24 protein-coding genes and 2 pseudogenes are annotated in these 25,119 nt (G+C 64.0%); 7 read left to right on the plus strand and 19 right to left on the minus strand.

What is annotated here, in order from left to right; all coding sequences use genetic code 11:
• Nucleotides 1-22: 22 nt before the first annotated feature.
• The 6 genes from X756_RS140235 to X756_RS140210 all read right to left on the minus strand — a co-directional run bounded on the left by X756_RS140235 (nt 23) and on the right by X756_RS140210 (nt 4,197).
• Entirely contained in the window at nt 23-943 is a 921-nt protein-coding gene (locus X756_RS140235; RefSeq protein WP_023685413.1) for a pirin family protein, read from the minus strand.
• Between the two features lie 10 nt (nt 944-953).
• Complete coding sequence (locus tag X756_RS140230) at nt 954-1,220, minus strand: DUF2277 domain-containing protein (protein ID WP_023668432.1); 267 nt, start codon at nt 1,218-1,220, stop codon at nt 954-956.
• 38 nt (nt 1,221-1,258) lie between these two features.
• A complete protein-coding gene (locus X756_RS140225) occupies nt 1,259-1,510 on the minus strand; it encodes an exodeoxyribonuclease VII small subunit (RefSeq protein WP_023731321.1) in 252 nt (83 codons plus the stop codon).
• 3 nt (nt 1,511-1,513) lie between these two features.
• The gene (locus tag X756_RS140220) at nt 1,514-2,440 is read right to left on the minus strand and encodes a histone deacetylase family protein (RefSeq protein ID WP_023685412.1); all 927 of its coding nucleotides are present in this window, start codon (nt 2,438-2,440) and stop codon (nt 1,514-1,516) included.
• A 71-nt stretch (nt 2,441-2,511) separates the two neighbouring features.
• Nucleotides 2,512-3,495 (minus strand): hypothetical protein, encoded by a 984-nt coding sequence (locus tag X756_RS140215; RefSeq protein ID WP_023731322.1) that lies wholly within the window; start codon nt 3,493-3,495, stop codon nt 2,512-2,514.
• A gap of 93 nt (nt 3,496-3,588) precedes the next feature.
• On the minus strand, nt 3,589-4,197 hold the full coding sequence (locus X756_RS140210) for a TetR/AcrR family transcriptional regulator (RefSeq protein ID WP_023685410.1): 609 nt from the start codon (nt 4,195-4,197) through the stop codon (nt 3,589-3,591).
• A 118-nt stretch (nt 4,198-4,315) separates the two neighbouring features.
• Between X756_RS140210 and X756_RS140205 the strand changes: the two genes are divergently transcribed.
• A complete protein-coding gene (locus tag X756_RS140205; protein WP_023716104.1) occupies nt 4,316-5,539 on the plus strand; it encodes an MFS transporter in 1,224 nt (407 codons plus the stop codon).
• Nucleotides 5,540-5,601: 62 nt separating this feature from the next.
• Here the strand turns inward: X756_RS140205 and X756_RS140200 are convergent, their stop codons facing one another.
• The 3 genes and pseudogenes from X756_RS140200 to aroC form a co-directional block, all read right to left on the minus strand.
• Nucleotides 5,602-6,024: a hypothetical protein gene (locus tag X756_RS140200; protein ID WP_023685408.1), complete on the minus strand. Its 423-nt coding sequence runs from the start codon at nt 6,022-6,024 to the stop codon at nt 5,602-5,604.
• A gap of 18 nt (nt 6,025-6,042) precedes the next feature.
• Nucleotides 6,043-7,143 carry a 3,4-dihydroxy-2-butanone-4-phosphate synthase gene (gene ribB, locus X756_RS140195; protein WP_023685407.1) on the minus strand — a complete coding sequence of 367 codons (1,101 nt, stop codon included), beginning with the start codon at nt 7,141-7,143 and terminating at the stop codon, nt 6,043-6,045.
• Nucleotides 7,144-7,217: 74 nt separating this feature from the next.
• Nucleotides 7,218-8,344, minus strand: a pseudogene (aroC, locus tag X756_RS04005) (chorismate synthase).
• Between the two features lie 183 nt (nt 8,345-8,527).
• Here aroC and X756_RS140190 point away from each other — a divergent pair.
• Nucleotides 8,528-8,782 (plus strand): DUF1344 domain-containing protein, encoded by a 255-nt coding sequence (locus X756_RS140190; RefSeq protein ID WP_023685405.1) that lies wholly within the window; start codon nt 8,528-8,530, stop codon nt 8,780-8,782.
• 79 nt (nt 8,783-8,861) lie between these two features.
• Here the strand turns inward: X756_RS140190 and X756_RS140185 are convergent, their stop codons facing one another.
• The 3 genes from X756_RS140185 to mddA form a co-directional block, all read right to left on the minus strand.
• Entirely contained in the window at nt 8,862-9,449 is a 588-nt protein-coding gene (locus X756_RS140185; protein WP_023731325.1) for a histidine phosphatase family protein, read from the minus strand.
• Between the two features lie 46 nt (nt 9,450-9,495).
• Complete coding sequence (fabI, locus tag X756_RS140180) at nt 9,496-10,317, minus strand: enoyl-ACP reductase FabI (RefSeq protein WP_031239410.1); 822 nt, start codon at nt 10,315-10,317, stop codon at nt 9,496-9,498.
• Nucleotides 10,318-10,541: 224 nt separating this feature from the next.
• Entirely contained in the window at nt 10,542-11,276 is a 735-nt protein-coding gene (mddA, locus tag X756_RS140175) for a methanethiol S-methyltransferase (RefSeq protein WP_023702030.1), read from the minus strand.
• Nucleotides 11,277-11,463: 187 nt separating this feature from the next.
• Between mddA and X756_RS140170 the strand changes: the two genes are divergently transcribed.
• A complete protein-coding gene (locus X756_RS140170; RefSeq protein ID WP_023692089.1) occupies nt 11,464-12,099 on the plus strand; it encodes a TetR/AcrR family transcriptional regulator in 636 nt (211 codons plus the stop codon).
• 19 nt (nt 12,100-12,118) lie between these two features.
• Here X756_RS140170 and X756_RS140165 read toward each other — a convergent pair whose 3' ends face one another.
• Both X756_RS140165 and X756_RS140160 read right to left on the minus strand, forming a co-directional pair.
• The gene (locus tag X756_RS140165) at nt 12,119-13,048 is read right to left on the minus strand and encodes a J domain-containing protein (protein ID WP_023692090.1); all 930 of its coding nucleotides are present in this window, start codon (nt 13,046-13,048) and stop codon (nt 12,119-12,121) included.
• A 125-nt stretch (nt 13,049-13,173) separates the two neighbouring features.
• Complete coding sequence (locus X756_RS140160) at nt 13,174-13,635, minus strand: RT0821/Lpp0805 family surface protein (RefSeq protein WP_023731327.1); 462 nt, start codon at nt 13,633-13,635, stop codon at nt 13,174-13,176.
• A gap of 28 nt (nt 13,636-13,663) precedes the next feature.
• On the opposite strand from X756_RS140160, the gene pdxH reads away from it, so the two are divergent.
• Entirely contained in the window at nt 13,664-14,293 is a 630-nt protein-coding gene (gene pdxH / locus X756_RS140155) for a pyridoxamine 5'-phosphate oxidase (RefSeq protein WP_081725434.1), read from the plus strand.
• Nucleotides 14,294-14,301: 8 nt separating this feature from the next.
• Here the strand turns inward: pdxH and X756_RS140150 are convergent, their stop codons facing one another.
• Nucleotides 14,302-15,054: a crotonase/enoyl-CoA hydratase family protein gene (locus tag X756_RS140150; protein ID WP_031239413.1), complete on the minus strand. Its 753-nt coding sequence runs from the start codon at nt 15,052-15,054 to the stop codon at nt 14,302-14,304.
• A 2,226-nt stretch (nt 15,055-17,280) separates the two neighbouring features.
• Between X756_RS140150 and X756_RS140145 the strand changes: the two genes are divergently transcribed.
• A complete protein-coding gene (locus X756_RS140145; RefSeq protein ID WP_023731331.1) occupies nt 17,281-18,393 on the plus strand; it encodes a glycoside hydrolase family 25 protein in 1,113 nt (370 codons plus the stop codon).
• Between the two features lie 3 nt (nt 18,394-18,396).
• On the opposite strand, the gene purD is transcribed toward X756_RS140145, so the two are convergent.
• Entirely contained in the window at nt 18,397-19,680 is a 1,284-nt protein-coding gene (gene purD, locus X756_RS140140; RefSeq protein WP_023731332.1) for a phosphoribosylamine--glycine ligase, read from the minus strand.
• A 145-nt stretch (nt 19,681-19,825) separates the two neighbouring features.
• The gene (locus X756_RS140135; protein WP_023706642.1) at nt 19,826-20,620 is read right to left on the minus strand and encodes a phytanoyl-CoA dioxygenase family protein; all 795 of its coding nucleotides are present in this window, start codon (nt 20,618-20,620) and stop codon (nt 19,826-19,828) included.
• A gap of 91 nt (nt 20,621-20,711) precedes the next feature.
• On the opposite strand from X756_RS140135, the pseudogene X756_RS03940 reads away from it, so the two are divergent.
• Nucleotides 20,712-21,623, plus strand: a pseudogene (locus X756_RS03940) (LysR family transcriptional regulator).
• 51 nt (nt 21,624-21,674) lie between these two features.
• On the plus strand, nt 21,675-22,658 hold the full coding sequence (gene ubiA / locus X756_RS140130) for a 4-hydroxybenzoate octaprenyltransferase (protein ID WP_023731335.1): 984 nt from the start codon (nt 21,675-21,677) through the stop codon (nt 22,656-22,658).
• 266 nt (nt 22,659-22,924) lie between these two features.
• Here the strand turns inward: ubiA and X756_RS140125 are convergent, their stop codons facing one another.
• Both X756_RS140125 and X756_RS140120 read right to left on the minus strand, forming a co-directional pair.
• Complete coding sequence (locus tag X756_RS140125; protein ID WP_023668457.1) at nt 22,925-23,491, minus strand: DUF6101 family protein; 567 nt, start codon at nt 23,489-23,491, stop codon at nt 22,925-22,927.
• Between the two features lie 184 nt (nt 23,492-23,675).
• A complete protein-coding gene (locus X756_RS140120) occupies nt 23,676-25,106 on the minus strand; it encodes an FAD-binding oxidoreductase (RefSeq protein WP_023731336.1) in 1,431 nt (476 codons plus the stop codon).
• Nucleotides 25,107-25,119: the final 13 nt, after the last annotated feature.

A 25,119-nucleotide genomic window follows, 5' to 3' on the forward strand; every position in this document is an offset into this window, starting at 1 on the left:
AGTGACGCGGGTGATGCTGACGTTAATTGTCCGGTAACGGAATGAACTCTTCCTCATCTCCAGGAACGATATCGAAGCGGCCCGTCTTCCATTCCTGCTTGGCCTGTTCGATGCGTTCCTTCGACGACGAGACGAAGTTCCACCAGATGTGGCGCGGAGAGCCGAGCGAAGCGCCCCCGAAGAGCATGAAATGGGCGCCGCGCTCGGACGACACGACGATCTCGTCGCCAGGCCGGAACACCAGCAGCCGTTCGGCCGGAAAACGGTCGCCCGAGATTGAGACATCGCCGTCCAGCGTGTAGATGGCGCGTTCCTCGGCGTCGGCGGGAATTTTGACGCTGGCGCCGGGCGCCAGCCTCAGATCGGCGTAGAGCGTCTCGGTGTCGGCTCTTACCGGCGAGCGCAGTCCCTGGAAATCGCCGATCACCACGCGGCCGGAAACACCTTCGGCGTCGATCTCGGGCAGAAGGAGCGCGGCCGTGTTCTCGAACACCGGCGCCACTTCCTCCTTGCCGTCGGGCAAAGCCAGCCATGTCTGCAGGCCGGAGACCGACATCGGCGCGCCGCGCAGTTCTTCGGGCGTGCGCTCGGAATGGACAATGCCGCGGCCGGCGGTCATCAAATTCACGTCGCCGGGCTGGATGACCATCTCGGTGCCGAGCGAATCGCGGTGCCTGATATTGCCGTCGAACAGATAGGTGACGGTGGAAAGCCCGATATGCGGGTGCGGGCGCACATCCATCGCCTGGCCGGCGCGCAAGATCGCCGGCCCCATGCGGTCGAAGAAGATGAAGGGACCGACCAGCCGCCGCTTTGCCGTCGGCAGAGCGCGACGAACCTGGAAGCCGCCAATATCCTTGGCGTTTGGAATGACCATGAGCTCGATCTGGTCGCTGGCGAAGGCATCGCCAGGCTCAGGGTCCTTGCCGGGGAAGAAACTCATCTGGATGTCCTCAGGCGAAGCGGAGCGCCGATTTGGCTTTTGCCTTGGCCGCCACCTCTTCGCGATTGCGCGGATGATGTGTGGTTTCGAGCGAATGCAGCAATTCATGCGCCGATTCGGCGATCGCCTCGACGGCACGGTCGAAGGCCGCCTGGTTGCGCTGCGAGGGCCGCGTCGTTCCGCTCAGTTTGCGCACGAATTGAAGCGCGGCGTCGCGGATCTCGTCATGGGTCGCCGGCGGCTCGAAATTGAACAGGGTCTTGATGTTTCTGCACATGCTTGAACTCCTATCTGCTTTATGCCCGCCCCATTCCACTACTCCGCGTCGAGCGGCTCCGTTGCCACCGGTTTGCCATCACGCGACAGCCTGATCTTCTCGACCTTGTCTTCGGCAGCCTTCAGCAGCCGGTCGCAATGGGCCTTCAGCGCCTCGCCGCGCTCATAGATTCTGATCGACTGGTCGAGCGGCACGTCGCCGCGTTCCAGATCATCGACAATCTTTTCCAGCGCGTCGAGTGCCTGCTCGAAGCTCATCGCCTTGACGTCTTCGTTTGCTTCGCCAGCCATACTTTATCCCTTCATCAGCCGCCCGACATGGGCAGCGACCGAAAATGCCAATCCCTGCAGATCGTAGCCGCCCTCGAGCAGGCTGACGAGCCGGTTGCCGCTGTGGCGCCCGGCGCGTTCCAGCAACTGGCCGGTCGCCCAGTCGAAATCGTCCTCGCTGAGGTTGATCTCGGCCAACGGATCGCGATGGTGAGCGTCGAACCCTGCGGAAATGATGATCAGATCGGGCGCGAAATTGTCGAGTGCCGGCAGGACGCGCGACAGCAAGGCATCGCGAAACATGTCCGAGCCGGTCTGCGGCGCCAGCGGCGCGTTGACGATGTTGCCGGCGCCGGTTTCGTTTTTAGCCCCGGTGCCGGGATAGAGCGGCATCTGGTGCGTCGAACAATAGAGCACCGAGGGATCGTCCCAGAAAATGTCCTGCGTGCCATTGCCGTGATGCACGTCCCAGTCGACGATGGCGACACGCTCGGCGCCGTGTTTCTTCTGCGCGTAGCGGGCCGCGATCGCCGCGGTGTTGAACAGGCAAAAGCCCATGGCCGTGGTCTTTTCGGCATGATGGCCGGGCGGACGCGCGGCGACGAAGGCATTGGCAACGCTGCCCTCGAAAACATCGTCGACGGCAGCGTTGGCCGCACCGATGGCAGTGACCACCGCCTGCCAGCTTTTCGGGCTGGCGCTGGTGTCGGCGTCGATCGAGGCAATGCCGCTTTCAGGGATCGCGGCGCGGACGCGGGCGACGAAATCCTCGGGGTGGGCGTAGAGGATTGTGGCCTCGTCGCCTTGCGGCGCCGTTACCCGATCGAGTGCGGTGAAGGCCTCGTCGTCGAGCACGCGCTCGATAGCGCGCAAGCGGTCCGGCCGCTCCGGATGACCGGGGGGCGTCAGATGTTCGAGGAAGATCGGATGGGTGTAGAGCCTGGTGACCATGACCCGATATAGGCGCGCCCGGCCGCTTTGACCATGGTTTGACGCCTCACCGCCCCGACGTTCAACAGGGATTACACCCCGGGCGCGGGCTGCGTCCAGCGCGAGCCGCCGAAGGAAGCCACCGCCTTGTCCCTGAGTTCCCTGAACTTGGACGACGCCTCGGCCAGCCGCTGGTCCCATTCGGCGTTCGGCACCTGGCCTTCGATGGTCTTGAAATAGACCTGCATCAGGCAGGCTATGGCGAAGGGTTCGATGAAGGCCGCCTTGAAGGCCCAGGCAAGGAGGATGGCGAGCACGAAGGCCCAGCCGCCGAGCTGCCCCGGAATGAACCACATGATGGCGGCGGCCGGCGCCAGCATCAAAAGGAAGATGACGAAGGACACACCCCACATGATGACCGCCAGCCAGACGGCGTTCTTGACCATGGTCTTGCCGTTCTGGGCATAGAGCACGACGCCTTGCCGGGCGGTTTCGAAGGGTGACGACGAGTTGATACGGATGTTGTAGCCGAGGATGATCTCGTCAACATAGGTCAGCGACAGGCGGATGACCGTATTGATGAAAGCGACCAGGCCGCCGAGGCCCGGAATGGGCAGGAAGGCGGCGATGCCGCCGATCAGGCCGGTGATGGCGCGGATGGCGCCCTTGACCAGCTGGTCGACCACGAAAAGGATGTTGGCCTCGGCGAAACGTTCCTTCACCACACCCTTGGCGTAGGCGATCTGGTCCTGGCCATTGGGAATCTCGCGGCCATCGATCAGATGGACCATGACGGCGACATGGCCGGCCTTGACGACATAGAGGATGTATTCGCGGATCCAGTACAGCGCGATCGAAACGACGCCGATGCCGACGATGCCGCCCCAGAGCGCAAAAGACAGCGGCCCGTCGGGATCGGTGGAGATGTGGCCGACGCCATAGCCGACCGAGGCGCCGCTGCCGGTCGCCACGATGTAGGCGAGCGTAATGCCGAAATAGACGATCATGCGAAAGACGATGAATGGCCATGTCCTGATCATGATGGACACCGACCTGCCGATTTCGAAATCCCACATGCGCCCGAATCTCCCCTCAGAGATGGACGGCGAGGATGAACCCGGGCCGGGAATTGTCAATCTCGGCAATGCCGGGGATCGGCTGGCGAGATTTCAGACCGGCTGCGAGTCCTGCTTTTTAAGCAAGCCTTCAAGCAACTGCTGGAAGGCCGCCACCACGGTCTTCGACGTGGCTTCGGGGTCGTTCGAATTGGCGATGCGCTGTGCCGCCTGGCTGCTGGCGCCGTTGATCAGCCGGGCGGCGGTTTCGGGGTCGACGCCGGGGACGACCACCCCCTCCTGCTGCAGAGCCGTCAGATGATCGGTCATTGAACCGACGCAGGCATTGGCATTCGGCCATTGCGCCGGATCGCCGAGCACAGCCGGACCGTCGCGAAACATGATGCGCTGGATTTCCGGCTCCAGCGCCATCTCGATATAGGTCGTGCATTCGTCGACGAAACGCTGCCAGCGGCTTGGCGCCCGCGACGCAATCTCATGGATGCGGACGGCCATCTCGCCATCGATTTCGGCGATGACAGCCTGCAGCAGGCCCTTCTTGTCGCCGAAATGATGGTAGAGCGCGCCGCGGGTCAGCCCGGCCGAGGCGGTGAAGTCGTCCATCGACGCCTCGGCATAGCCGATTGTGCCGAAAGCGTGGCGGGCCGCCGTGATCAGCTTGGCGCGCGTTTCGGCAATCATCTCCTTGCGGGGTCTGTGCATGGTTCTGGCCTTATTCACATACGCTTCGTATGCCAATTGACATACGCGGCGTATCGACTACCTATATTCATACGGACCGTATGTAATTGTCGAATTGGCCTTTGTCGAGGAACCAGCCATGCAAAACCCATACTCGGAAATCTTTGGTGCCCCTGGAGCCAAGGGGTTTGCCGCCGCGGGCTTCCTCGCGCGGCTGCCGATCGCCATGGCGCCGATCGGCATCGTGGCCATGCTCTCGCAGACGCGTGGCGAATACTGGCTGGCGGGAGCTGTCTCGGCGACGTTCGCGCTGAGCAACGCTTTCGTGGCGCCGCAGATATCACGGCTGGTCGATCGCCTCGGCCAGACGCGGATCGTGATTCCGACCACCATCCTCACCGTGCTCGCCTTCGCGGTGCTGATTGCCGCAGCCAATCAGGACTGGCCGGTGTGGACGCTGTTTGTGTCGGCACTGGCGGCCGCCGCCATGCCCAGCATGCCGGCGATGGTGCGCGCGCGCTGGACCGAGATTTTTCGCGGCCGGCCGCAGATGAACACCGCATTCGCCTTCGAATCGGCGGCGGACGAACTCGTCTACATTGCAGGCGCATCGCTGTCGGTGGGCTTGAGTGCCGCTCTGTTCCCGGAAGCCGGTGTCCTGGTCAGCACGCTATTCCTCGCCCTTGGCTCGGCAGCCTTCATCCTGCAGCGTTCGACCGAACCACAAGTGCGGCCGGTGAATCATGTCTCGAGCGGCTCGGCAATCCGGCTCAGGTCGGTGCAGATCATCACCTTCGCCCTGATCTTCGTCGGCGCCACCTTCGCGACCACGGAAGTGAGCACGGTGGCGATCACCAAGGAACTCGGCCAGCCGGGCGCCGCCAGCCTCGTCATCGGCGTCTATGCGCTGGGATCGTTCGTGCTCGGCCTTATCGTCGGCGCGCTCAACCTGAAAGCGCCGCTGCAGCGCCAGTTGGCCCTCGCGGTCGCCCTCGTTGCGCTCGGCACGCTGCTGCCGCTCACCGCCGACACGGTGCCGCTGCTGGCGCTGACCGTTTTCATCAGCGGCGTGGCGATCTCGCCAACCTTCATCACCGCCTTCGGCCTGATCGAACGCCACGTGCCGGAAGCGATGCTGACCGAAGGCATCACCTGGGTGATGACAGGCATCGGCATCGGCATGGCGCTCGGTTCGTTTGCCGCCGGTGCGGTGGTGGATGAATTCGGCGCCCGCAACGGGTTCTGGGTCTCGGTGGCGGCCGGCGTCATCGCATTGGTGACGGTGTTGCTGGGCCAGCGCAGCCTGGCCACCCGCGCCTGCGAGCTGGACGGCTGCGGTGCAGCCGCCGTTCCCGCGGAATAAACGCACGAGCGTCCGGTCGGGAACGCGGATCGGACGCAGCTTCTCCAAAGGAGCGCGGCTCCCTACGACTGTTCAAGCCTCTTGCGGATCTCGTTTCCATCGAGAACGACAACAGGACTTCCCAGTGTCTCAACCATATCCGGGTTCAGATGGGGTATGGTTTCAGCGCGCCCGACCATCGGCGGACATTCTCCGGCGCAATACACGACCGAGCTGGTGACACGCAGGATTTTCCACAGCGCTTCGTAGAGGCGCGGATCGTCGGGCGGCCGCGCGACGGTGAAGCCTGAACATCGCGAGGCATCGCCGGGGTCGAAATTGAGATAGAGGTCGGCCGACGACGCATCGTCATAGGCGACGACCCAGCAGGTGAATTCAGGTTCACGCCTGGTGACGAACGGCGCGAAGGCATCCTCGACGATCGATGTGGGGAAGTAGCTCTCTTCGCCATCTTCAAAGCAATTGAGATAGGCCTCGAAGCTCATCCGACCGCCCCCTGTCCCCTAGAAAATCTCGGTCTTGGCGATATGAATGCCAAAGCCCTCCAGCCCGACATAGTGGCGTTCGCGCGAGGCGATCAGGTTGATCGAGGAAATGCCGAGGTCCTTCAGGATCTGGGCGCCGAGGCCGATTTCTCGCCACTCGTTCTCACGGCGGCGGGCCTCTTCGTGGTCCTCACGGTCGGCACTCATCGGCCGGTTGCGCTCCTGATGGGCGACGCCGACCGAACCCTCTCGGAGGTAAACGATGACGCCGCGCTTGCGTTCGCCCATCGCCTTCATAATGGCGTCGAGCCGGTGGCTGGTGCCGAACACGTCGGTCACCACATCCTCGGAATGCAGCCGCACCGGGACGTCCTCGCCGTCACGGATGTCGCCGAAAACGACCGCGACATGGTGCATGGAATCCCAAGGCAGCGTGTAGGTGAAGACCTGCGCCTTGCCGCCGAGTGTGTCGATTTCGGAGCAGGCGACGCGTTCGACCAGCGTTTCCTTGCGCTGCCGGTAGGCGATGAGGTCGGCGACCGAGACCTGCTTGAGGCCGTGTTCCTCGGCAAAGCTCGCCACCTGCGGGCCGCGCTTGACGGTGCCGTCGTCATTGACCAACTCCGAGATCACGCCAACCGGCGGCAGGCCGGCAAGTTTGCACAAGTCAACCGCGGCTTCGGTATGGCCCGAGCGCATCAGCACGCCGCCTTCCCTAGCGATCAGCGGGAAGATGTGGCCGGGCCGGACGAAATCCGAACCGCCGACATTGCCGTTGGCCAGGTTGCGCACGGTCAGCGTGCGGTCCTCGGCCGAAATGCCGGTGGTGGTGCCATGCTTAAAATCCACGCTGACGGTAAAGGCCGTGGTGTGGGCGGAATCATTGTCGGCGACCATCGGCTGCAGATTGAGCCGCTTGGCCTCCTCGCGCGGCATCGGCGTGCAGACGATGCCGGAGGTGTGACGGATGATGAAGGCCATTTTCTCCGGGCTGCAATGCACGGCGGCAACGATCAGGTCGCCCTCGTTCTCACGCCCGTCATCGTCCATGACGACGACGATCTCGCCGCGCTCGAAGGCGCGGATGGCTTCGACGATTTTCTTCTGGTCGTATGGCATTGGCTCGCTTCGCTCGCAGGGAATAGGGGTTGGGCAGTAGGAGTTAGGGAAGGAAGGATGGGCTGGCCTATTACCTAATCCCTACTGCCTAATCCCCGGCCTGTCTGTCCCCGGTGCCGCAGATAATGGTCGGCGATGGCGCAGGCAACCATGGCTTCGCCGATCGGCACGGCGCGGATGCCGACGCAGGGGTCGTGGCGGCCCTTGGTCATGACGTCGACGTCGTTGCCGTCCTTGTCGATGGATTTTCGCGGCTTCAGGATCGACGAGGTCGGCTTGACGGCGAAGCGGGCGACGATCGCCTGGCCGGTCGAGATGCCGCCCAGAATGCCGCCGGCATTGTTGGACAGGAACACCGGCTTGCCGTCATTGCCGATGCGCATCTCGTCGGCATTCTGTTCGCCGGTGATGCGGGCGGCTTCGAAACCGTTGCCGATCNGTTGCCGATCTCGACGCCCTTGACGGCGTTGATCGACATCAGGCCGGACGCGATGTCCTGGTCGAGCTTGGCGTAGATCGGCGCGCCAAGTCCGGCGGGCACGCCGTCGGCGACGATCTCGATCACCGCGCCGACCGAGGAGCCGGATTTGCGGATGCCGTCGAGATATTGCGTGAAGACCGGAACCGAGGCCGGATCGGGGGTGAAGAACGGGTTTTCGGCGTCACCGATGAAATTCCAGTTCCAGTTGGCGCGGTCGATGGATTTCTCGCCCATCGAGACCAGCGCGCCGCGCACCACCATTCCGGGCACCACCTTGCGCGCCAAGGCGCCGGCCGCCACGCGAGCGGCGGTCTCACGGGCCGAAGAACGGCCGCCGCCGCGATGGTCGCGCAGGCCGTATTTGACGTCATAGGTGTAGTCCGCATGGCCGGGGCGGTACTGGCGGGCGATCTCGCCATAGTCCTTGGAGCGCTGGTCAACATTCTCGATCAGCATCGAGACGGGCGTGCCGGTGGTGATCATCGTCTCGCCGTTCTCGTCGAGGATGAAGCCGGACAGCACCTTCACCTCGTCCGGCTCGCGGCGCTGGGTCACAAAACGTGACTGGCCGGGGCGGCGCTTGTCGAGTTCGGCCTGGATTTCGGCCCGTGTGAAGCGGATGCCGGGCGGGCAGCCGTCGACGACACAGCCGAGCGACGGGCCATGGCTTTCGCCCCAGGTGGTGACGCGGAAGAGATGGCCGAACGTGTTGTGAGACATGAATTTTAGCCCTGCCCGGCACCGGACCGGATCAAAGGTGCGTTCTATTGGCGTTTTCCACAGCGGTCAAACTGTGATCCGGCGGTTTTAGTTTTGACACATTCGGTTGGTTTCTGCTCTCTTCCATCCGCCCGTTGAAAGCTCGCCGCCATCCGTGCAGGCGCAATGACAAAGAGGACGACGATGCGTACCCTGATTGGCGCTGCTGCCGCCATGTTGCTGATTTCCACCGCCGCCTATGCCGGCCAGACCGAAGGCCTGATCAAGAAGGTCGACAAGGACGCGCTGACGCTGACGCTGGAGGACGGCAAGTCCTTCAAGCTCAACGCCGAGACCGATCTCGATTCGCTGAAGCCGGGCATGGATATCGTCATTGCCTATGACGTGACGAATGGCGAGAACGTCGTCACCGACATGGAACTGCCCGACACCGAGTAACACCGACATCGCACAGGCCCTTGCCGCTCGGCGGAGCCCTGCCCAGATAAACAGGACGGTCGTCCTGTTCCGCTCGAACCTAAAGCCAATCCAGGCGCCCGTCCTGCAGCCTGAGCACCCGATCCTGCCGCACTTCCAGGTTTGCCGCTTCGTGTTCGGAAACACCTTCGACCATCCGAAACAGGGTCCGCACGACGCCACCATGCGTGACGCAGACCGTCTGGCGGTCGAGCGCCTCGAACCACGGCTTCACCCGTTCGAGCAGCATCTGGTAGCTTTCGGCGCCCTCGCCCGGCGGCTGGAAATTCCATTTGTTGCGCCGTCGCGCCTTCGCCGAGCCCGGCATTCGCGTATCGAGTTCGGCATAGGTAAAGCCCTGCCAGTCGCCAAAGTGCACCTCGACCAGACGCGGGTCGGTGCGGTAGGCATCGGGATCGAGTTGCATCGCCAAGCGTAGCCGCTGCATCGTCTCGCGCGTCCGCTTCATCGGACTGGCGACAAAGTCGAAATCCTCAGGGTTCTGGATCAGCTCGGCCAGCCGCCGCCCATTGCGGGTCGCCTGCTCGCGGCCGAGTGCGTTGAGATCGGTGTCGGCCTGGCCCTGCAGCCGCGACTCGGCATTCCACTGCGTCTGGCCATGGCGCACGATGTAGACGAGCGGAACCATCAGGTCTTCCGGAAATCAGGACAGGCAGGCGGAAACCGCGGCAGAACTATTCCTTGACGGTCGAAATATCCGGCGCGTCGACCGACTTCATGCCGACGACGTGATAGCCGGAATCGACATGGTGCACCTCGCCGGTGACGCCACGCGACAGGTCCGACAGGAAATAGACGGCGGAATCGCCGACTTCTTCCTGGGTGACGGTCTGCTTGAGCGGCGAATTGTATTCGTTCCACTTCAAAATGTAGCGGAAGTCGCCGATGCCCGAAGCAGCCAAGGTCTTGATCGGCCCGGCCGAGATAGCGTTGACGCGGATCTTCTTGCCGCCGAGGTCGACGGCGAGATAGCGCACGCTGGCTTCGAGCGCTGCCTTGGCGACACCCATGACGTTGTAATGCGGCATAACCTTTTCGGCGCCATAATAGGTCAGCGTCAGCAGCGAGCCGCCATCGGTCATCAGCGCTTCGGCGCGCTTGGCGATGGTGGTGAAGGAATAGACCGAAATGTCCATGGTGCGCAGGAAATTGTCGCGCGTCGTCTCGACATAGCGTCCGGTCAACTCGTCCTTGTCGGAAAAGGCGATGGCATGGACGAGGAAGTCGAGCTTGCCGCCCCAATGCTTGGCGACATTGGCAAACACCTCGTCGAGGCTCGCCGGATCAGTGACATCGCAATGACCGGCGACAAAGGCGCCCAATTCCGCAGCCAGCGGCTCGACGCGCTTCTTGAACGCCTCGCCCTGATAGGTCAGCGCGATCTCGGCGCCATGGTCGACGCAGGCCTTGGCGATGCCGTAGGCAATCGATCTGTTGTTGGCGACGCCCAGTATAAGGCCGCGCTTGCCGGCCATAAGGCCCTGTCCACCCGCCATGTCAGCGCTCTCCGAAAGATTTTCTGCTTTGGAGTGCCTATCGCACAGGCAGAAAGGCGCATCAAGCGCAGACGGGGCGCGCGTTCAATTCAGACACTCGGCGTGACAACGAATGGGGGATAATAACGTTGTTGTGAGATTTGAACACCTCACTGCGGCCAGCGCGCCTTGATGGCCCAGGCCCGGCCGACCAGCCGAATCGGCTGGTCGGCAACGCATCGGCCCTATCCAGCCATTTTGCGCCAGGGAATGAGCATTCCCACCTGCTTGCGGTAGCTTCGGTACTGATCGCCGAACATCGCGACGAGATCGCGTTCCTCGAGGAAGATGCCGAGCAAGATGTAGCCGGTGCTGCCCACCGCGAACAGGAGATGGCCCCATGTCATGGACGGCGTCGCCCAGAAGGCCAGGAGGAAGCCGACATAGAGCGGGTGCCGGACCCATTTGTAGAACAGTGGCGTCCTGAACACGGGCGGCGCCGGTTCGCTCTTGCGCAAAGCGGCGAGAACCTGGCGCAGGCCGAACAGTTCGAAATGGTTGATCAGAAAGGTGCTGGTCAACAATACCGCCCAGCCGAGCCAGAACACGCCATGGATGACGGCGACCCAGACCGGGTTCTCGACCGTCCAGACGAGACCGGGGATCGGCCGCCATTGCCAGTAGAGCAGCAGCAGGATGAGGCTGGCCAAAAGCACATAGGTGCTGCGTTCGGCCGCGTGCGGGACAATCCGTGTCCACCAGCGCTTGAAAACCGGCCGCGCCATGATGCTGTGCTGGGCGGCGAAAAGGCCGAGCAGCAGTGCATTGCCGATGACGGCTTCGACCGGACTTCCAGCGACTCCGGAATCGATCGATTTCGGCACGACCATGTTGCCGACGAAACCGACCGCATAGAGAAACGAACCGAGAAAGATCAGGTATGCGGCAACGCCGTAGATAAGGGTGATTACGCCCGCCATGACTGCCCCTCCATGCAAGCATCAGGATTCGGTCGGTCGACCGAATTCAGCGTCAAAAACCATAAATTTTCCAGCGAGTCAACTTGATCGGTCGCTCGACCGAGATAGAGTGGAGGGACGTCCAGCCCCGGACAGGAGAAGCTATGATCCGCCCAGATTGCACCGCTAACAGCGGCAGCCACGCCGCATGACGGACGCTGCCGAAGCCGTTACCCCGCCGCAGAACAAGCAAAAGCGCGACACGCGCGCCGAACTGATTTCGGCCGCCGAGTTATGCCTCCATCGAGGCGGTTATGCCGATCTGTCGACGCGCCGCGTTGCCGAGATCGCCGGCGTTCCGCTCAGCCAGATCCATTACCATTTCGGCTCCAAGGAACGGCTGTTCCTGGCCCTGCTGGACCATCTGAACGAGGGCCTGCTGAAGCGCCAGGCGGAGACCTTTGCGGCACCGATGCCGCTGTGGCAACGCTGGGAGCGCGCTTGCGATTTCCTCGACGATGATCTGGCGTCCGGCTATGTCCGGATCCTGCACGAGATGATCGCGGCAAGCCTGTCGAGCCCCGAGATCGCCAAGGCGGTGCGCCGCGACCTGCGCGGCTGGTTCGAACTGCTGGACGGACTGGCGCAAGAGGCGGAGCGTCGGTTCGGCGGCCTCGGGCCATTCTCCGCCGCCGAAGTAACCAGCCTGGTCAGCGCCGCATTCCTCGGCAGCGAGACGATGATCCTGCTGGAGATCGAGAGCCCGCATGTCCCGGTGCGGCAGGCGTTGCGCCGCTTCGGCGAGACCATCCGGCGGATGGAGGAAGCGGCGCCCGGCAGCTAGCCAGCCAAGTCGGGCCGCATCAGCCCTTGCGGCTGCGCATCAGCGCTTCGAGTTCGCTGTCGCCGCCTTCCGGCAGCATGATGCGGACATGGGCGTAGAGATCGCCATGGCCGCCGGCCTTTTCCGGCAAGCCCCTGCCCTTCAGGCGCAGCACCTTATCGGAGCTCGACCAGGCCGGAATGTTGACCGCCAGCCTGCCGGTCGGCGTGTCGACCGGTACCTTGGCGCCCAGCACCGCGTCGGCCAACGCTACCTCCAGATCGGCATGCAGGTCACGGCCCTCGATGCGGTAGCGCGGGTGCCTGCGGATACGGATCTTGACCAGTGCATCGCCCGGCTGTCCCGGCCCCTGCTCGCCCTGGCCCTTCAGCCGGATGGTCTGTCCGTCCTCGACATAGACCGGCAGCTTGACCGCAATCTTGCGGCCGTCGGGAAACATCGCCGTCACCTTTTCGGCGGTCGCTATCTCCTCGATGGTGACGTCGAGCGTGACGTTCAGATCGGCGGCGGTCGCCTGCTGGCGGCGGTCGCCTGTTCCGGCGCCGCGCGCGCCGGAAAAGGCGTCGCCGAAGATCTGGCTGAAAATGTCGCTGTTGCCGTCGAACGGATCGCCGCCCGGACGCCCCGATCGAAATTCGAAGCGCGAGCCGCCGGCGCCCTGCTGGCGGCGGAAGCCACCGAACGGATCGCCGCCGCCGGCTGCACCCTCGAAGCCCTGGAATTTCGGCTTGCCGTCGGCGTCGATCTCGCCGCGGTCGAAGGCCGCACGGTTCTTCTCGTCGCCGACGACCTCATAGGCCTGATTGGCGGCGGCAAAACGGTCCTTGGCCTTGGGATCATTCGGATTCTGGTCCGGATGATACTTCTTGGCGAGCTTGCGGTAGGCCGATTTTATGTCCTTGGCCGATGCGTTCTTGGCAACGCCCAGCACCTCATAGGGGTCGCGCATGCGTCCTGCCCTGGAAAATGAGTTAAATCCACGTTGGCCCTTATATGCGCTCCCATAGGAAGAAATTCCAGTGGCGCACAGGCTTATCGAGGGTTGAAATTGCAGCGCCCGCAAACCTCGAAAACTCAGAGCGGTTTGAAGTCCTGCATGTGCCAGCCGCCGGCCGCGACGATGCACAATTGCCCCTTGAACAAAGCGACGCCGTCGAAGCTTTCGCGCGAGGCGGTAAAGCTGCGGCAGTCTTGGCCGTTGTCCTGCACTTCGGCGAGTTCGGTGATGGAGCCCCGCGAGCCGGTGTCGGCATTCGCCCACGGCACGGCCTGGCCGCGAAGCTCCTCGATGTCGGCCGAAGACACCGCATTGCCGATCGTGGTCTGGTCGGAAGCGCTGTCGGCGTCCGTCGATGTCACCCTGGCCGGCGCGCTTGAGGTGACGATGGAACGATCGACCTCGGCCTTTTCCAGGCTGAAGCCGCCGGCGCCGCAGGCGGCAAGCGGCAGTGCGATAATCACGATCACGGCTTTCGAACTGGCCGAAGCGATAACGCTCCATTGCCCGCTGTCAAAAGCTTGCGCGATACGCGACAATCGGCAACCTCCTGAAGCTCGAGACGATTTGAGAAAAACTATGAGTGACACTGAGTTAACAAGTAGTGACTTTACCGAAGCCGCCGAGCCGTTCCGGCTCTTTGCCGAGTGGCTGGAGGACGCCAAGAAAAGCGAAATCAACGATGCCAACGGCGTAGCACTTGCAACCGTGGATGCCGATGGCATGCCCGATGTGCGTATGGTGCTGCTCAAGGGGTTCGATGAAAGCGGCTTTGTCTTCTACACGAATTTCGAGAGCGCCAAGGGCCGCGAGATTCTTGGCAGCATGAAGGCGGCGATGTGCTTCCACTGGAAATCGCTGCGCCGCCAGGTGCGCATACGCGGACCGGTGGAAATCGTCAGCGACGCTGAAGCCGACGCCTATTACGCGACGCGGCCGCGCGGCAGCCGGATCGGCGCATGGGCTTCGAAACAGTCGCGGCCGCTGGAAAGCCGCTTCGCCCTGGAGAAGGCGGTGGCCGAATACACGGCGCGCTACCCTATCGGCGAAATCCCGCGGCCAAAGCACTGGTCGGGCTTCCGCATCGTGCCGCAGGCGATCGAGTTTTGGCACGACCGGCCATTCCGGCTGCACGATCGGCTGGTCTTTTCGCGCAACGCCGAAGGCGGCTGGGACAAGACACGGCTTTATCCCTGAGGAGAGGTTCAGGCCTTCTTGCGCGTCATGAAGGCCGTCAACGCGGCGCGCGCTTCGTCGGACTTCAGCCGCTCGGAGAAATGCTCGCTCTCCACCTTGATGCGGGCGACAAGCTCGTCGCGCGGGGCGCGCATCAGGTCACGAGCGATCTTCAGCGCCTGCGGCGGCTTGGCGGCGATCGCGCCGGCCGCTGCGAGTACCGCGGCTTCTAGCCCGTCCTCCTCGACCACCTCATAGATCAGGCCGGCGGCCTTGGCGCGTTCGGCGGAAAAACCTTCGCCGAGCCCAAGCAGCGCGAAGGCGCCCTGCCTGCCGAGGATGAGCGGCGCCAGCAGGCTGGAGCCCGCCTCCGGCACCAGGCCGAGGTCGACGAAGGGTGTGCGGAACACAGTGCGCGGCGTGGCGAAAGTCAGGTCGCAATGCAAATTGAGCGTGGTGCCGATGCCGACCGCAATGCCGTCGACGCCGGAGACCATCGGCTTCTCCGTTTTGGCCAGCGCCATCAGGAAGTCCCAGACCTCGTTGCCGCCCTCACCGCCGGTGGCGATGACCAGGAAATCGGCGAGATCGTTGCCGGAAGAGAAGGCGCCAGGCACACCGAGGAAGACATGGACGCGAACCGCCGGGTCGGCATCGCCATCGGCCAGCGCCTTGGACATTGTCGCGTACATGGCGCGCGTCAGTGCGTTCTTCTTGTCGGGACGGTTCATGCGGATGATCTGGATGGCGCCCTGGCGCTCGACGAGAATATGGTCTGTCACGGTCATTCTTCCCTGTGAGCGCTCTGGTATTCAGGCCGTTATCAGCGCCTTGCCGGCGGTAGCGAGGCTCTCGGCGCCATCGATGACGCGTTCCTTCAAGGCGCTGACTTCGCCGAGCAGGTTTTCGGCGAAAAAGCGGCAAAGGGCGATGCGGCTCTGCTGGGCAAGTCCGCCACGCGCCAGATAAGCGCCGCCGGCGGCAAGCGAGATCAGCCTGAGATAGGGGGTCGCACCGGCTTGCGCTTCGTCCAGACGGCCATCGGCCAGCAGCTTCTGCAGGAAGCGCGTCGCCTCGGTGAGATCGTCGAACGCCTGGTCAAGCGCTTCGGCGGTGCGGCCGAAGCCCTGCAGGTTCGAGGTCCGCACCTCGTCGGCCATGGCCTTCAGTTCGGCGATATAGCCATGCACATGCTCGCCGCCGCCAAGCGGCAATTTGCGGGCTACAAGGTCGATCGCCTGGATGCCGTTGGTGCCTTCATAGATCGGCGCAATGCGGGCGTCGCGATAGAGCGCGGCCGCGCCCGTCTCCTCGATGAAGCCCATGCCGCCGTGGACCTGGACGCCGAGCGATGCGACATCGACGCCGATATCGGTGGAAAAGGCCTTGGCCAGCGGCGTCAGCAGATTGGCGCGATCGCGCCAATGCGCTGCCTCCTCGCCTGTCGACACACGCGCGAAGTCGATGGCGTAGGCGCAGGAATACGAGATGGCGCGGGCGATCTGGGTCAAAGCCTTCATGGTCAAGAGATTGCGCTGCACGTCGGGGTGATGGACGATCGGTGCCATCCCGGCGCCTGAAAAGTCCGATGCCTTGCCCTGGCGGCGCTCATTGGCATAGGAGATCGCCTTCTGCGTCGCGGCTTCGGCCACTGCCACGCCCTGCATGCCGACGCAAAGCCTCGCGTTGTTCATCATGGTGAACATGCAGGCGAGCCCCTTGTTCTCCTCGCCGATCAGCCAACCGATGGCGCCGGGCGCAGCACCCTGGAACCCGTCGCCATAGATCATGGTNGAGTTCAGACGTGTGCTCTTCCGATCTGACGTCGTTGCGGGCGCCAAGCGAGCCGTCATCATTGACCAGGAATTTCGGCACCAGGAACAACGAAATACCGCGCGTGCCGGCCGGTGCGTCGGGCAGCCGCGCCAACACCAGATGGATGATGTTGTCGGTGAAATCATGCTCGCCATAGGTGATGAAGATCTTTTGGCCGAAGATGCGGTAGGTGCCGTCGCCGGCAGGCTCGGCGCGGCTGCGCAGGGCTGCGAGATCGGAACCGGCCTGCGGCTCGGTCAGGTTCATCGTCCCCATCCACTCGCCGGAGACGAGCTTCGCCAGATACTTTGCCTTCAGCGCTTCGGAGGCATGCTTGTCGAGCGCCTCGACCGCGCCCATGGTCAGCGTCGGGCCGATGCCGAAGGCCATGGCGGCGGAGTTCCACATTTCGAGCGCGGCCATGCCCAACATGGTCGGCAGGCCCTGGCCGCCAAATTCTTCCGGCCCCGACAGCGCGTTCCAGCCGCCGTCGATCCAGCTGCGGTAAAGCGCCTTCCAACCGGGCGGCGTGGTCACGGCTGCATCCTTCAGCATCGCGCCGTGTTCGTCGCCGATCTTGTAGAGCGGCGCCACCTCCTCGCTGGCGAAGCGGCCGGCCTCGGCCAGGATGGCGTCGACAAGGTCTTCGCCGAGGTCCCCGAACGCGCCGCTGTCGAGTGCCGGCTTGAGCCCGGCGACATGCTTGAGCGTGAACGAAATGTCGTCGACCGGGGCCTTGTACATGCCGCTTCTCCTCCGCTGCTCCGACCGCTCGATCCTAGGACCCGGGCCGATGCAAAACCATCCGCCTCTGGGCGGCCTCCGGCGTTCTTTTTACGTAAACGTCAAATTTTGTCACGCGGATTTTGTAGCGAACTCCGTCGTCCACGGGTGGAGCGGGAGCGTAGCGGACGCCGAGTACCATGTCGCGACCTCGCGCCAGGGGCGCAACGGTGCAGAATTCTGCGCCGTGGCAACGCTTCGAAGTCGCGGAATGGATTCTATGGTCTGCGCCGCGTCGCTTCGCTCCTTGCTTCGCCATAGAATGACGAAATCGCGAGAGCGATCAGGACTCCTGCCCGAAAGCACTTCCTTAACCATACCGGTCCACCATCGGTGTTTGGTCAGCGGGGATCCCCTGTTTGAAAACGCCGGCGCATCTTCTTCGCCGCTCAGCGATCGCTCTCGCGGCGATGATGGCGCTGATATCAGCGGCTACAGCCTCGGAGTTTTCCGAGCCGTGGCGGGATGGCGACCGCGCGCTGGTGGTCGACGCCTATGAATACAATTCCATCGACTGGGGTGCGCTTGCCACCGACAAGCGCATTGTCGGCTTCATCAACAAGGCCTCCGACGGGCTGCCGCCGCCCTATTTCTGCTACGGCGACGAAACCACGGTCAAACTCTGCAAGACGTTGTGGAAACGCTTTGCAGTGACGCGCGAGTTGTTCCAGACGCGCAAGGTGGTGGCCAAGGCGCTCGGGCTGAAATGGGGCGCCTATCATCTTGCCCGGCCCGGCAATCCGCTCGAGCAGGCCAACAGCTTCATCGACTTCGCCGAACCGGCGGCGGACGATCTGCTCGCCCTCGATCTCGAAGGCAACGACCCCTCGCAATGGATGTCGCTCGAGGATGCCGAGGAATTCGTGCGCCAGGTGCACCGGCGGCTCGGCCGTTTCCCGATCCTCTACACCAACGGCAAGACCGCCCAGTACATCGCCGACAACCGCTACCAATACCGTCTGCTGTCGCGGCTGCCGCTCTGGTATGCGCGCTACAAGCCCGACATCGACGTGCACTTTCCGATGGGCAACTGGCAGGGCTATGCGCTGTGGCAATTTTCGGCGCAGGCCAATTGCGGCCGCCTGCGCTGCCCCTACCGGGTCCCCGGCACGCCCAACGACATCGACGTCAACGTCGCGCCGATGGACGCGGCGGCACTGCGCCAGCAATGGCCCTTCGGCGGCCTGATCGACGTGCCGCCCGACTACCTCGCCTCGATACCGGTGCCAGTCTCGCGCGCAGCCGGGCTCGCCGGAAAAGTGACCATCACCTATGCCGATGTGGCGACGCCACCGACGGTCGAGGAGATGGTGGCGGTGCTCGGCGCGCGCTGGCAGACATTCCGCGCCGCCTTCCGCATGCCGGTGGTCAAGACGGTGCCGCGCCGCGCGCGCTTCGGCATTGCCGAGTATGTCGCCTGGAAGCGGACTGCGTATCGTTCGGAGGCTCTGCTCGAGGCCGCCTTCTCGCAGGCCGCCGACCCGGTCAGCACCGCTTCGACGGAACTCGTTCCCGAGCGCTGAGGCTCAGGTGGCGCTGGCTTTCTCCCGCGCCACCGCCTGCCAGCCTATGTCGCGGCGGCAGAAGCCTTGCGGCCAGTCGATGCGGTCGAGCGCGGCGTAGGCGCGGCTCTGCGCTTCGCCGACCGTCTTGCCTGACGCGGTGACGTTGAGCACGCGGCCGCCATTGGCGACCAGCGCGCCGCCATTGATGGCGGTGCCGGCGTGGAAAATCTCAACACCATCGCCGGCCGCCTCTTCCAGCCCGCGGATGACCGAGCCTTTTTCCGGCGTCCCGGGATAGCCCTGTGCCGCCATCACCACGGTCAGCGCGGCATCGTCGCGCCAGCGGATCGAACTGTGCGCCAACTGGCCGTCGACGGCGGCGTTGAGCAGCACCAGCAGATCGTCCTTCAGCCGCATCATCAGCACCTGGCATTCGGGATCGCCGAAGCGGGTGTTGTATTCGATCAGCTTCGGCCCTTTGTCCGTGATCATCAGCCCGGCGAAGAGAATGCCGGCGAACGGCGCGCCAAGCTCGGCCATGCCGTGCATGGTCGGCTCGACGATCTCGCGCATGGTGCGCTCGACCATTTCGGGGCTCATCACCGGCGCCGGCGAATAGGCGCCCATGCCGCCGGTGTTGGGGCCGGTGTCGCCGTCGCCGACGCGCTTGTGGTCCTGCGCGGTGCCGAAGGGCAGTGCCGTGGTGCCGTCGCACAAGCAGAAGAAACTCGCCTCCTCGCCGGTCATGAATTCCTCGACCACGACCTCGGCGCCGGCGTCGCCGAATGCGCCGTCGAAACAAGCATCGAGGGCGGCGCGCGCCTCGTCCAGCGTCATGGCGATGGTGACGCCCTTGCCGGCAGCGAGCCCGTCGGCCTTGATGACGATCGGCGCTCCCACCTTTTCGACGTAAGCCTTGGCCGCAGCCAGTTCGGTGAAGCGGCCATAGGCGGCGGTCGGGATGCCGTATTTGGCGCAAAGGTCCTTGGTAAAACCTTTCGAGCCTTCGAGCCGCGCTGCCCGCTTCGACGGGCCGAAGACGCGGATGCCCTCGCCGCGCAGATCGTCGGCAATGCCGGCGACCAGCGGCCCTTCCGGCCCGACGACGACGAGGTCGATCGCATTGTCCTTGCAGAAGGTTGCGGCAGCGGCATGGTCGCTAATGTTGAGTTTGACCAGTTCGGCCTCGCGGGCGACGCCCGGATTGCCGGGCGCGGCATAGAGCCTGGTCAAAAGCGGCGAGGCCGCGATCTTCCAGGCCAAGGCATGTTCGCGGCCGCCGGAGCCGATCAACAAAACGCGCATGCCGATGTCCCTTGTCATTTCACGACAGGGACTGCGCTATTGCGCTGCGCGGCGCGGGTCAAGACTTTTGGTCCGCTGCTTGCCGGTTGCGCACGGCAACGTCGCACGCATCGGCAAGCCGAAGCAGAAGCGCGGCTCTCGCGGCTCAGCTCTGGAAGACCACTGGAAACCAGTCCTCGCGCAGTTTCTGGCCGGGCTTCATGTCATGGCCGGGATAGGGCGGCGAGGTACGGCCGGGGCGCTCGACATAGCGCGCATCGTCGCCGACCCAGCGCAGCGACAGCGCCCGGCGCCGCGCCGCGGTCGGATTGCCGCGCGCACCATGCGCGGTGCGGAAGTCGAACAGGATGGCGTCCCCCGGTTCCATCTCCCATTCGAGCACCTTCAGCGACGGGTCCTTGTCTGGATCCGGCACGGGGAGGTAGTCGCCCTCGCCGGCATAGAAATTGCTGTCATCTAGCCAGCGCACCGGCAGGATCATCTTGTCCCATTTGTGCGAGCCGGCGATCAGCCGCAGCGTCGCTTCCTTGACCGGATCGATCGGAATCCAGAAGCTGACGGTCTGGGTGCCATCGACGAAGTAATACGGGATGTCCTGGTGCCAAGGCGTCGGCTTCTGGGTGCCCGGCTCCTTGACCAGCACATGGTCGTGGAAGAACTGCGCGCTGCGCGACTGCATCGCGGCTGCGGCCAGTTCGGCGGCGGGCGAATTGCGCACCACGTCGACGAATTCGGGAATGCGCTCCCAATTGCAGTAATCGTCGAAGAAGCTGCCCTTGCCGTTGGCGATGTCCGACGCCGTGGCGCTGCGGTTTTGCATGTTGCGCTCGATGCCGGCGGCGATGGTGCCGACCCAGTCCTTGAAGGCGCCGCGTATGCAGACCGCGCCGTCGCGCTGGTAGTCGGCAATCGCTGCGGCATCAATATGTCTGGCGGCCATCTCATGTCTTCCCTGTTTCGATGACCGACTATCGCAGCCGCCGCACATCGCGTAAAATAATAACTTCTCATCTCTCTTATCGTTTTAGACTATGAATCTGACCCTCACCCAGCTGCGTTACCTCGTCGCCGTCGCACGGCATGGCAGCGTCACCGCGGCCGCGCGGATGCTGAACGTCTAACAGCCGTCGATCTCGGTGGCGATCGACAATGTCGAAGCGACGCTCGGCCAGAAACTGTTCGTGCGCCAGCGCGGCAGCGGCATCGCGCTGACCTCGTTCGGTCGCAGCGCGGTGGCGAAGGCAAAGCAGGTGCTGGCCGAAGCGGACGAACTGGTTGGGCTCGGGACGCGCGACGCCGATGTCGGGGGCGAACTTGTGCTCGGCTGTTTCGAGGATCTGGCGCCCTATTTCGCGCCGGCGCTGATCCGCGCTTTTTCGCAACGCTGCCCGGCGGTCACCGTGGTGGTCCGCGACGAGACCTTCGAGACGCTGGGCCGGCGGCTCGGCGATGCGGCAATCGATCTCGGCCTGACCTACGATCTCGGCCTGCCCTCGCACTTCGCCCGCATCCTGCTGCATGAGCTGCGGCCACACGCGCTTCTGCCGCAAGGCCACGCACTGGCCAGCCAGGCGAGCGTCAGCCTGGCGGAGCTGGCGACCCATCCCTTGATCACCACCGACCAGCCGCATAGCTGGCAGCATATGCTGGACCTGTTCCTCAGCCGCGGCCTGTCGCCGGTCTCGCAATCGACGGCGAGTTCGTTCGAACTGCAGCGCAGCATGGTCGCCAACGGCTTCGGCGTCGCGGTGAGCTACACCAGGCCCTATGGCGACAGGAGTTATGACGGGCTGCCGCTGGTCTGCAAGCCGCTGTCCGATCCGCTGCCGATGCAGCGCATCATCCTCACCCATGACACAAGGCAAAGGCTGTCGAAGGCGGCGCTGGCCTTCACGGAGGTGGCGAAGGAATGGTTTGCCAGCCACGATATTTTCACCGCCTGAGCGACAATGCGGCCGCTTGACGGCGCACGCCGCTGCTGCCACTCCAGCACGATGGAAACCATCCAGTCGAAAGCCGCACAGGGCCGCGTCGCCGACGCGCCGAGCGGCCATTGGGTCTACAAGATATTGCCGCGCTGGCTGTGGCCTTACGCGCAGCTTGCGCGCTGGGACCGGCCGATCGGCTGGCAATTGCTGCTGTGGCCCTGCTGGTGGTCGGCAGCGCTTGCGGCCAGCGCCTATCCCCGCCCGGCAGACCCGTTGCTCACATTGCTGCCGTCGCCGTGGTTCCTGTTCCTGTTCTTTGTCGGCGCCGTCACCATGCGTGGCGCCGGCTGCACCTATAACGACATTGTCGACCAGGACATCGACAACAAGGTCGAGCGCACGCGCTCGCGGCCATTGCCGGCCGGCAAGGTGACGCGCCGCCAAGCCTGGGCGTTCCTGGTCATCCAGGCCTTGCTGGGCCTCGTCGTGCTGCTGCAGTTCAACGACTTCGCCATTCCGCTCGGCATCGTCTCGCTGGTCATCGTTGCCGTCTATCCCTTCATGAAGCGCTTCACCAACTGGCCGCAATTGGTGCTCGGGCTCGCCTTCTCCTGGGGTGCGCTGATGGGCTGGGCGGTCGAGTTCGGCGATCTCGATGGCCCGGCCGTCATGCTCTATATCGGCTCGATCCTGTGGGTGATCGGCTACGACACCATCTATGCACATCAGGACAAGGAAGACGACGCAATCGTCGGCGTGCGCTCGACGGCGCGGCTGTTCGGCGACAACACCAAGACCTGGCTGGTCGGGCTTTATGGCGGCACGCTGGTCTGCTTCGCCATCGCCTTCGCCTCGGCGCAGGTGCCGGTGGTGGCGCTGGCCGGGCTGATCGCCGCCGGCGCCCATATGGCGCGGCAGATAGCGGTTCTGGATATCGACGATCCCGATCAATGCCTGCGGCTGTTCAAATCCAACAACCAGGTCGGCTGGTTGATCTTCATCGGCCTGATCGGCGGTGCGCTGTGGGTGGCGCTAAAGCCGCTGGTTTAATCTCCTTCTCCCCGTCACTACGGGGAGAAGGTGGCGGCAGCCGGATGAGGGGCAGCGCCAATCTTTGCAGTTGAGGTGAGATGCACAGCGGCGATATTGCGAGAAATGCCTCGGTCAGCGCCGCCCCTCATCGCCCTGCCGGGCGTTCGTCACTCGAAAAGCCAAGCAATTGGCTTTTCGTCCGCTACGCGGACCGCTCCTCAACCCCCGTATAGTGACGGGGAGAAGAAGGCTGTCGTCGGCGGTTTCGCCAATCGCCGGTCAAGCTACTCCCGCGAAATAATCTCCTGGCCGTCGATCACCAGCCTCAGCCCGAGATTGCCGGCCCTGCGGCGGGCGAGGAAGCGCGGGCGGCGCGTGGTCGAGACCCGGCCCTTGCGGCGATCCTTGGCCGGCAGCGCCTTGATGGCGGCGCCGAGCGATTCCTCAAGCGTGCGGGCAATGCCGTCGGATTCGATCAGCAGCATCTGCAGCCGGTAGGCGTCGGCCCAGGCGCGCCAGTCGGCGGCGACGTCGTCGAGATCGTCGGCCACCAGCAGCGGCACCGACAGCATCGGGTCGTTGTGCAGGAGTTCGAGGGTTACCGTGACATTGCCTTGCGCATCCTCCATCGCGCGGGCGGCGACGCCGCGAAACGCGTTGGCGGGCAGCGCGATGATCGCCGGCACGCCGCTCATCTCGAGCGTGCGGCGGATGACGGCGCCGCGCTGGTCGATGGTGAAGGTAACGTCGCCATAGTCGTCGCGCGTGGCATAGCTCACCACTTGCGGCAGGCGGAATGGGTCGAGGCGCATGTTGCGCCCGGCCCAGACGGGCTTCAATACACTGTTCATCTGCTGCCTTCCTGTGTTTCTCCTGAGAGCCGCTTTCACGGATCCCACCGGGCCAGTTTTCCCGGCCTCGTTGTGTGAAACATTAGCGCGAGCTTCTGCCGCGCGGCTTAAGAAAGTCAGTTAAATTTTGCTGATCTCAGGCGATGGTTATCGGAATGAGACCAGACACAAAATGTTGAAAGGATCAGATAACCTTACCGGGATTCATGATGCCGGCCGGATCGAAGACGGCCTTCACCCGGCGCATCAGTTCGATCGCCATTGGCGGCGCGGTGGCGATCAGTTCGTCGCGCTTCAACTGGCCGATGCCATGCTCGGCCGAGATCGAACCGTGGAAGGAGCGCACGACATCGTGCACGGCATGGTTCATGGCGTGGTAGAGGCCGAGAAACGCTTCGTCGTCACCGCCCTCCGGCCGGGAGATGTTGTAGTGCAGATTGCCGTCGCCCATATGACCGAAGCAGACCACGCGCGCCTGCGGACTGACCGAAGCCACTGCACCGGCCGCCTTTTCGATAAACGCCGGGATGGATGCCACCGGCACCGAAATATCATGCTTGATCGAAGCACCTTCGGGCTTTTGCGAATCCGGCAGCACCTCGCGGAAGTTCCAGAACGCGTCGCCCTGCGCCAGGCTGGCCGCGATCACCGCGTCGCCGACGATGCCTTGCTGGAGGCCTGCCGACAGCACTTCTTCGATCAGCCCCCTGGCGTCCTCGGCCGAACGGCCCGACGACACCTGCATCAACACATACCATGGCCAATCCTGCGCCAGCGGCCGCGTGACGCCCTGCGCATGGCGCAGCGTGAAATCATACGGACGCCGGCCGATCAGCTCGAAGGCGGTGAGTGCCGCCCCTGCCCGGTCCATCGCCAGGCTGAACAGCGAAAGCGCTGCTTCCGGCGACGACAGGCCGGCAAAGGCCACTTCGCGCCCCTTGGGCTTGGGAAACAGTTTCAGCACCGCTGCGGTGATGATGCCGAGCGTGCCTTCGGCGCCGACGAACAGGTTCTTCAGATCGTAGCCGGTGTTGTCCTTCTTCAATTTGCGCAGATCGTCGAAGACCTCGCCGGTCGGCAGCACCACTTCGACGCCGAGGCAGAGTTCGCGCGCATTGCCATAGGCAAGCACGCCGGTGCCGCCGGCATTGGACGAGAGATTGCCGCCGATCTGGCAAGACCCTTGCGCGGCGAGCGACAGCGGAAACAGCCGGTCGGTGGCATCGGCCGCTTCCTGCAGCGTCTGCAGGATGACGCCGGCCTCGACTGTTACCGTGTTGGAGAAGACGTCGATCTCGCGAATGCGGTTCAGCCGCGACAAAGAAAGCACGATCTCGCGGCCGGATGCGTCAGGCACCTGGGCGCCGACCAGCCCGGTGTTGCCGCTTTGCGGCACGACCGGCGTTCCCGTCTCGCTCGCCAACCGCATGATACGGCTCACCTCGTCGACGCTGCCGGGACGCAGCACCAAGGCGGTCCTGCCATGCCACAGACCGCGCCGCTCGGTAAGATACGGCGCAATATCGGCCTGGTCGCGCAGCGCGTATTTGTCGCCGGCGATTGCCGCGAAGCGGTCGATGAGGGTGGGGTCGAGATCGAAGGGGGAGTCGTTCATGGGCGCAAACTAT

It is taken from the genome of Mesorhizobium sp. LNJC405B00 (assembly GCF_000502615.1).
Lineage (GTDB): Bacteria > Pseudomonadota > Alphaproteobacteria > Rhizobiales > Rhizobiaceae > Mesorhizobium.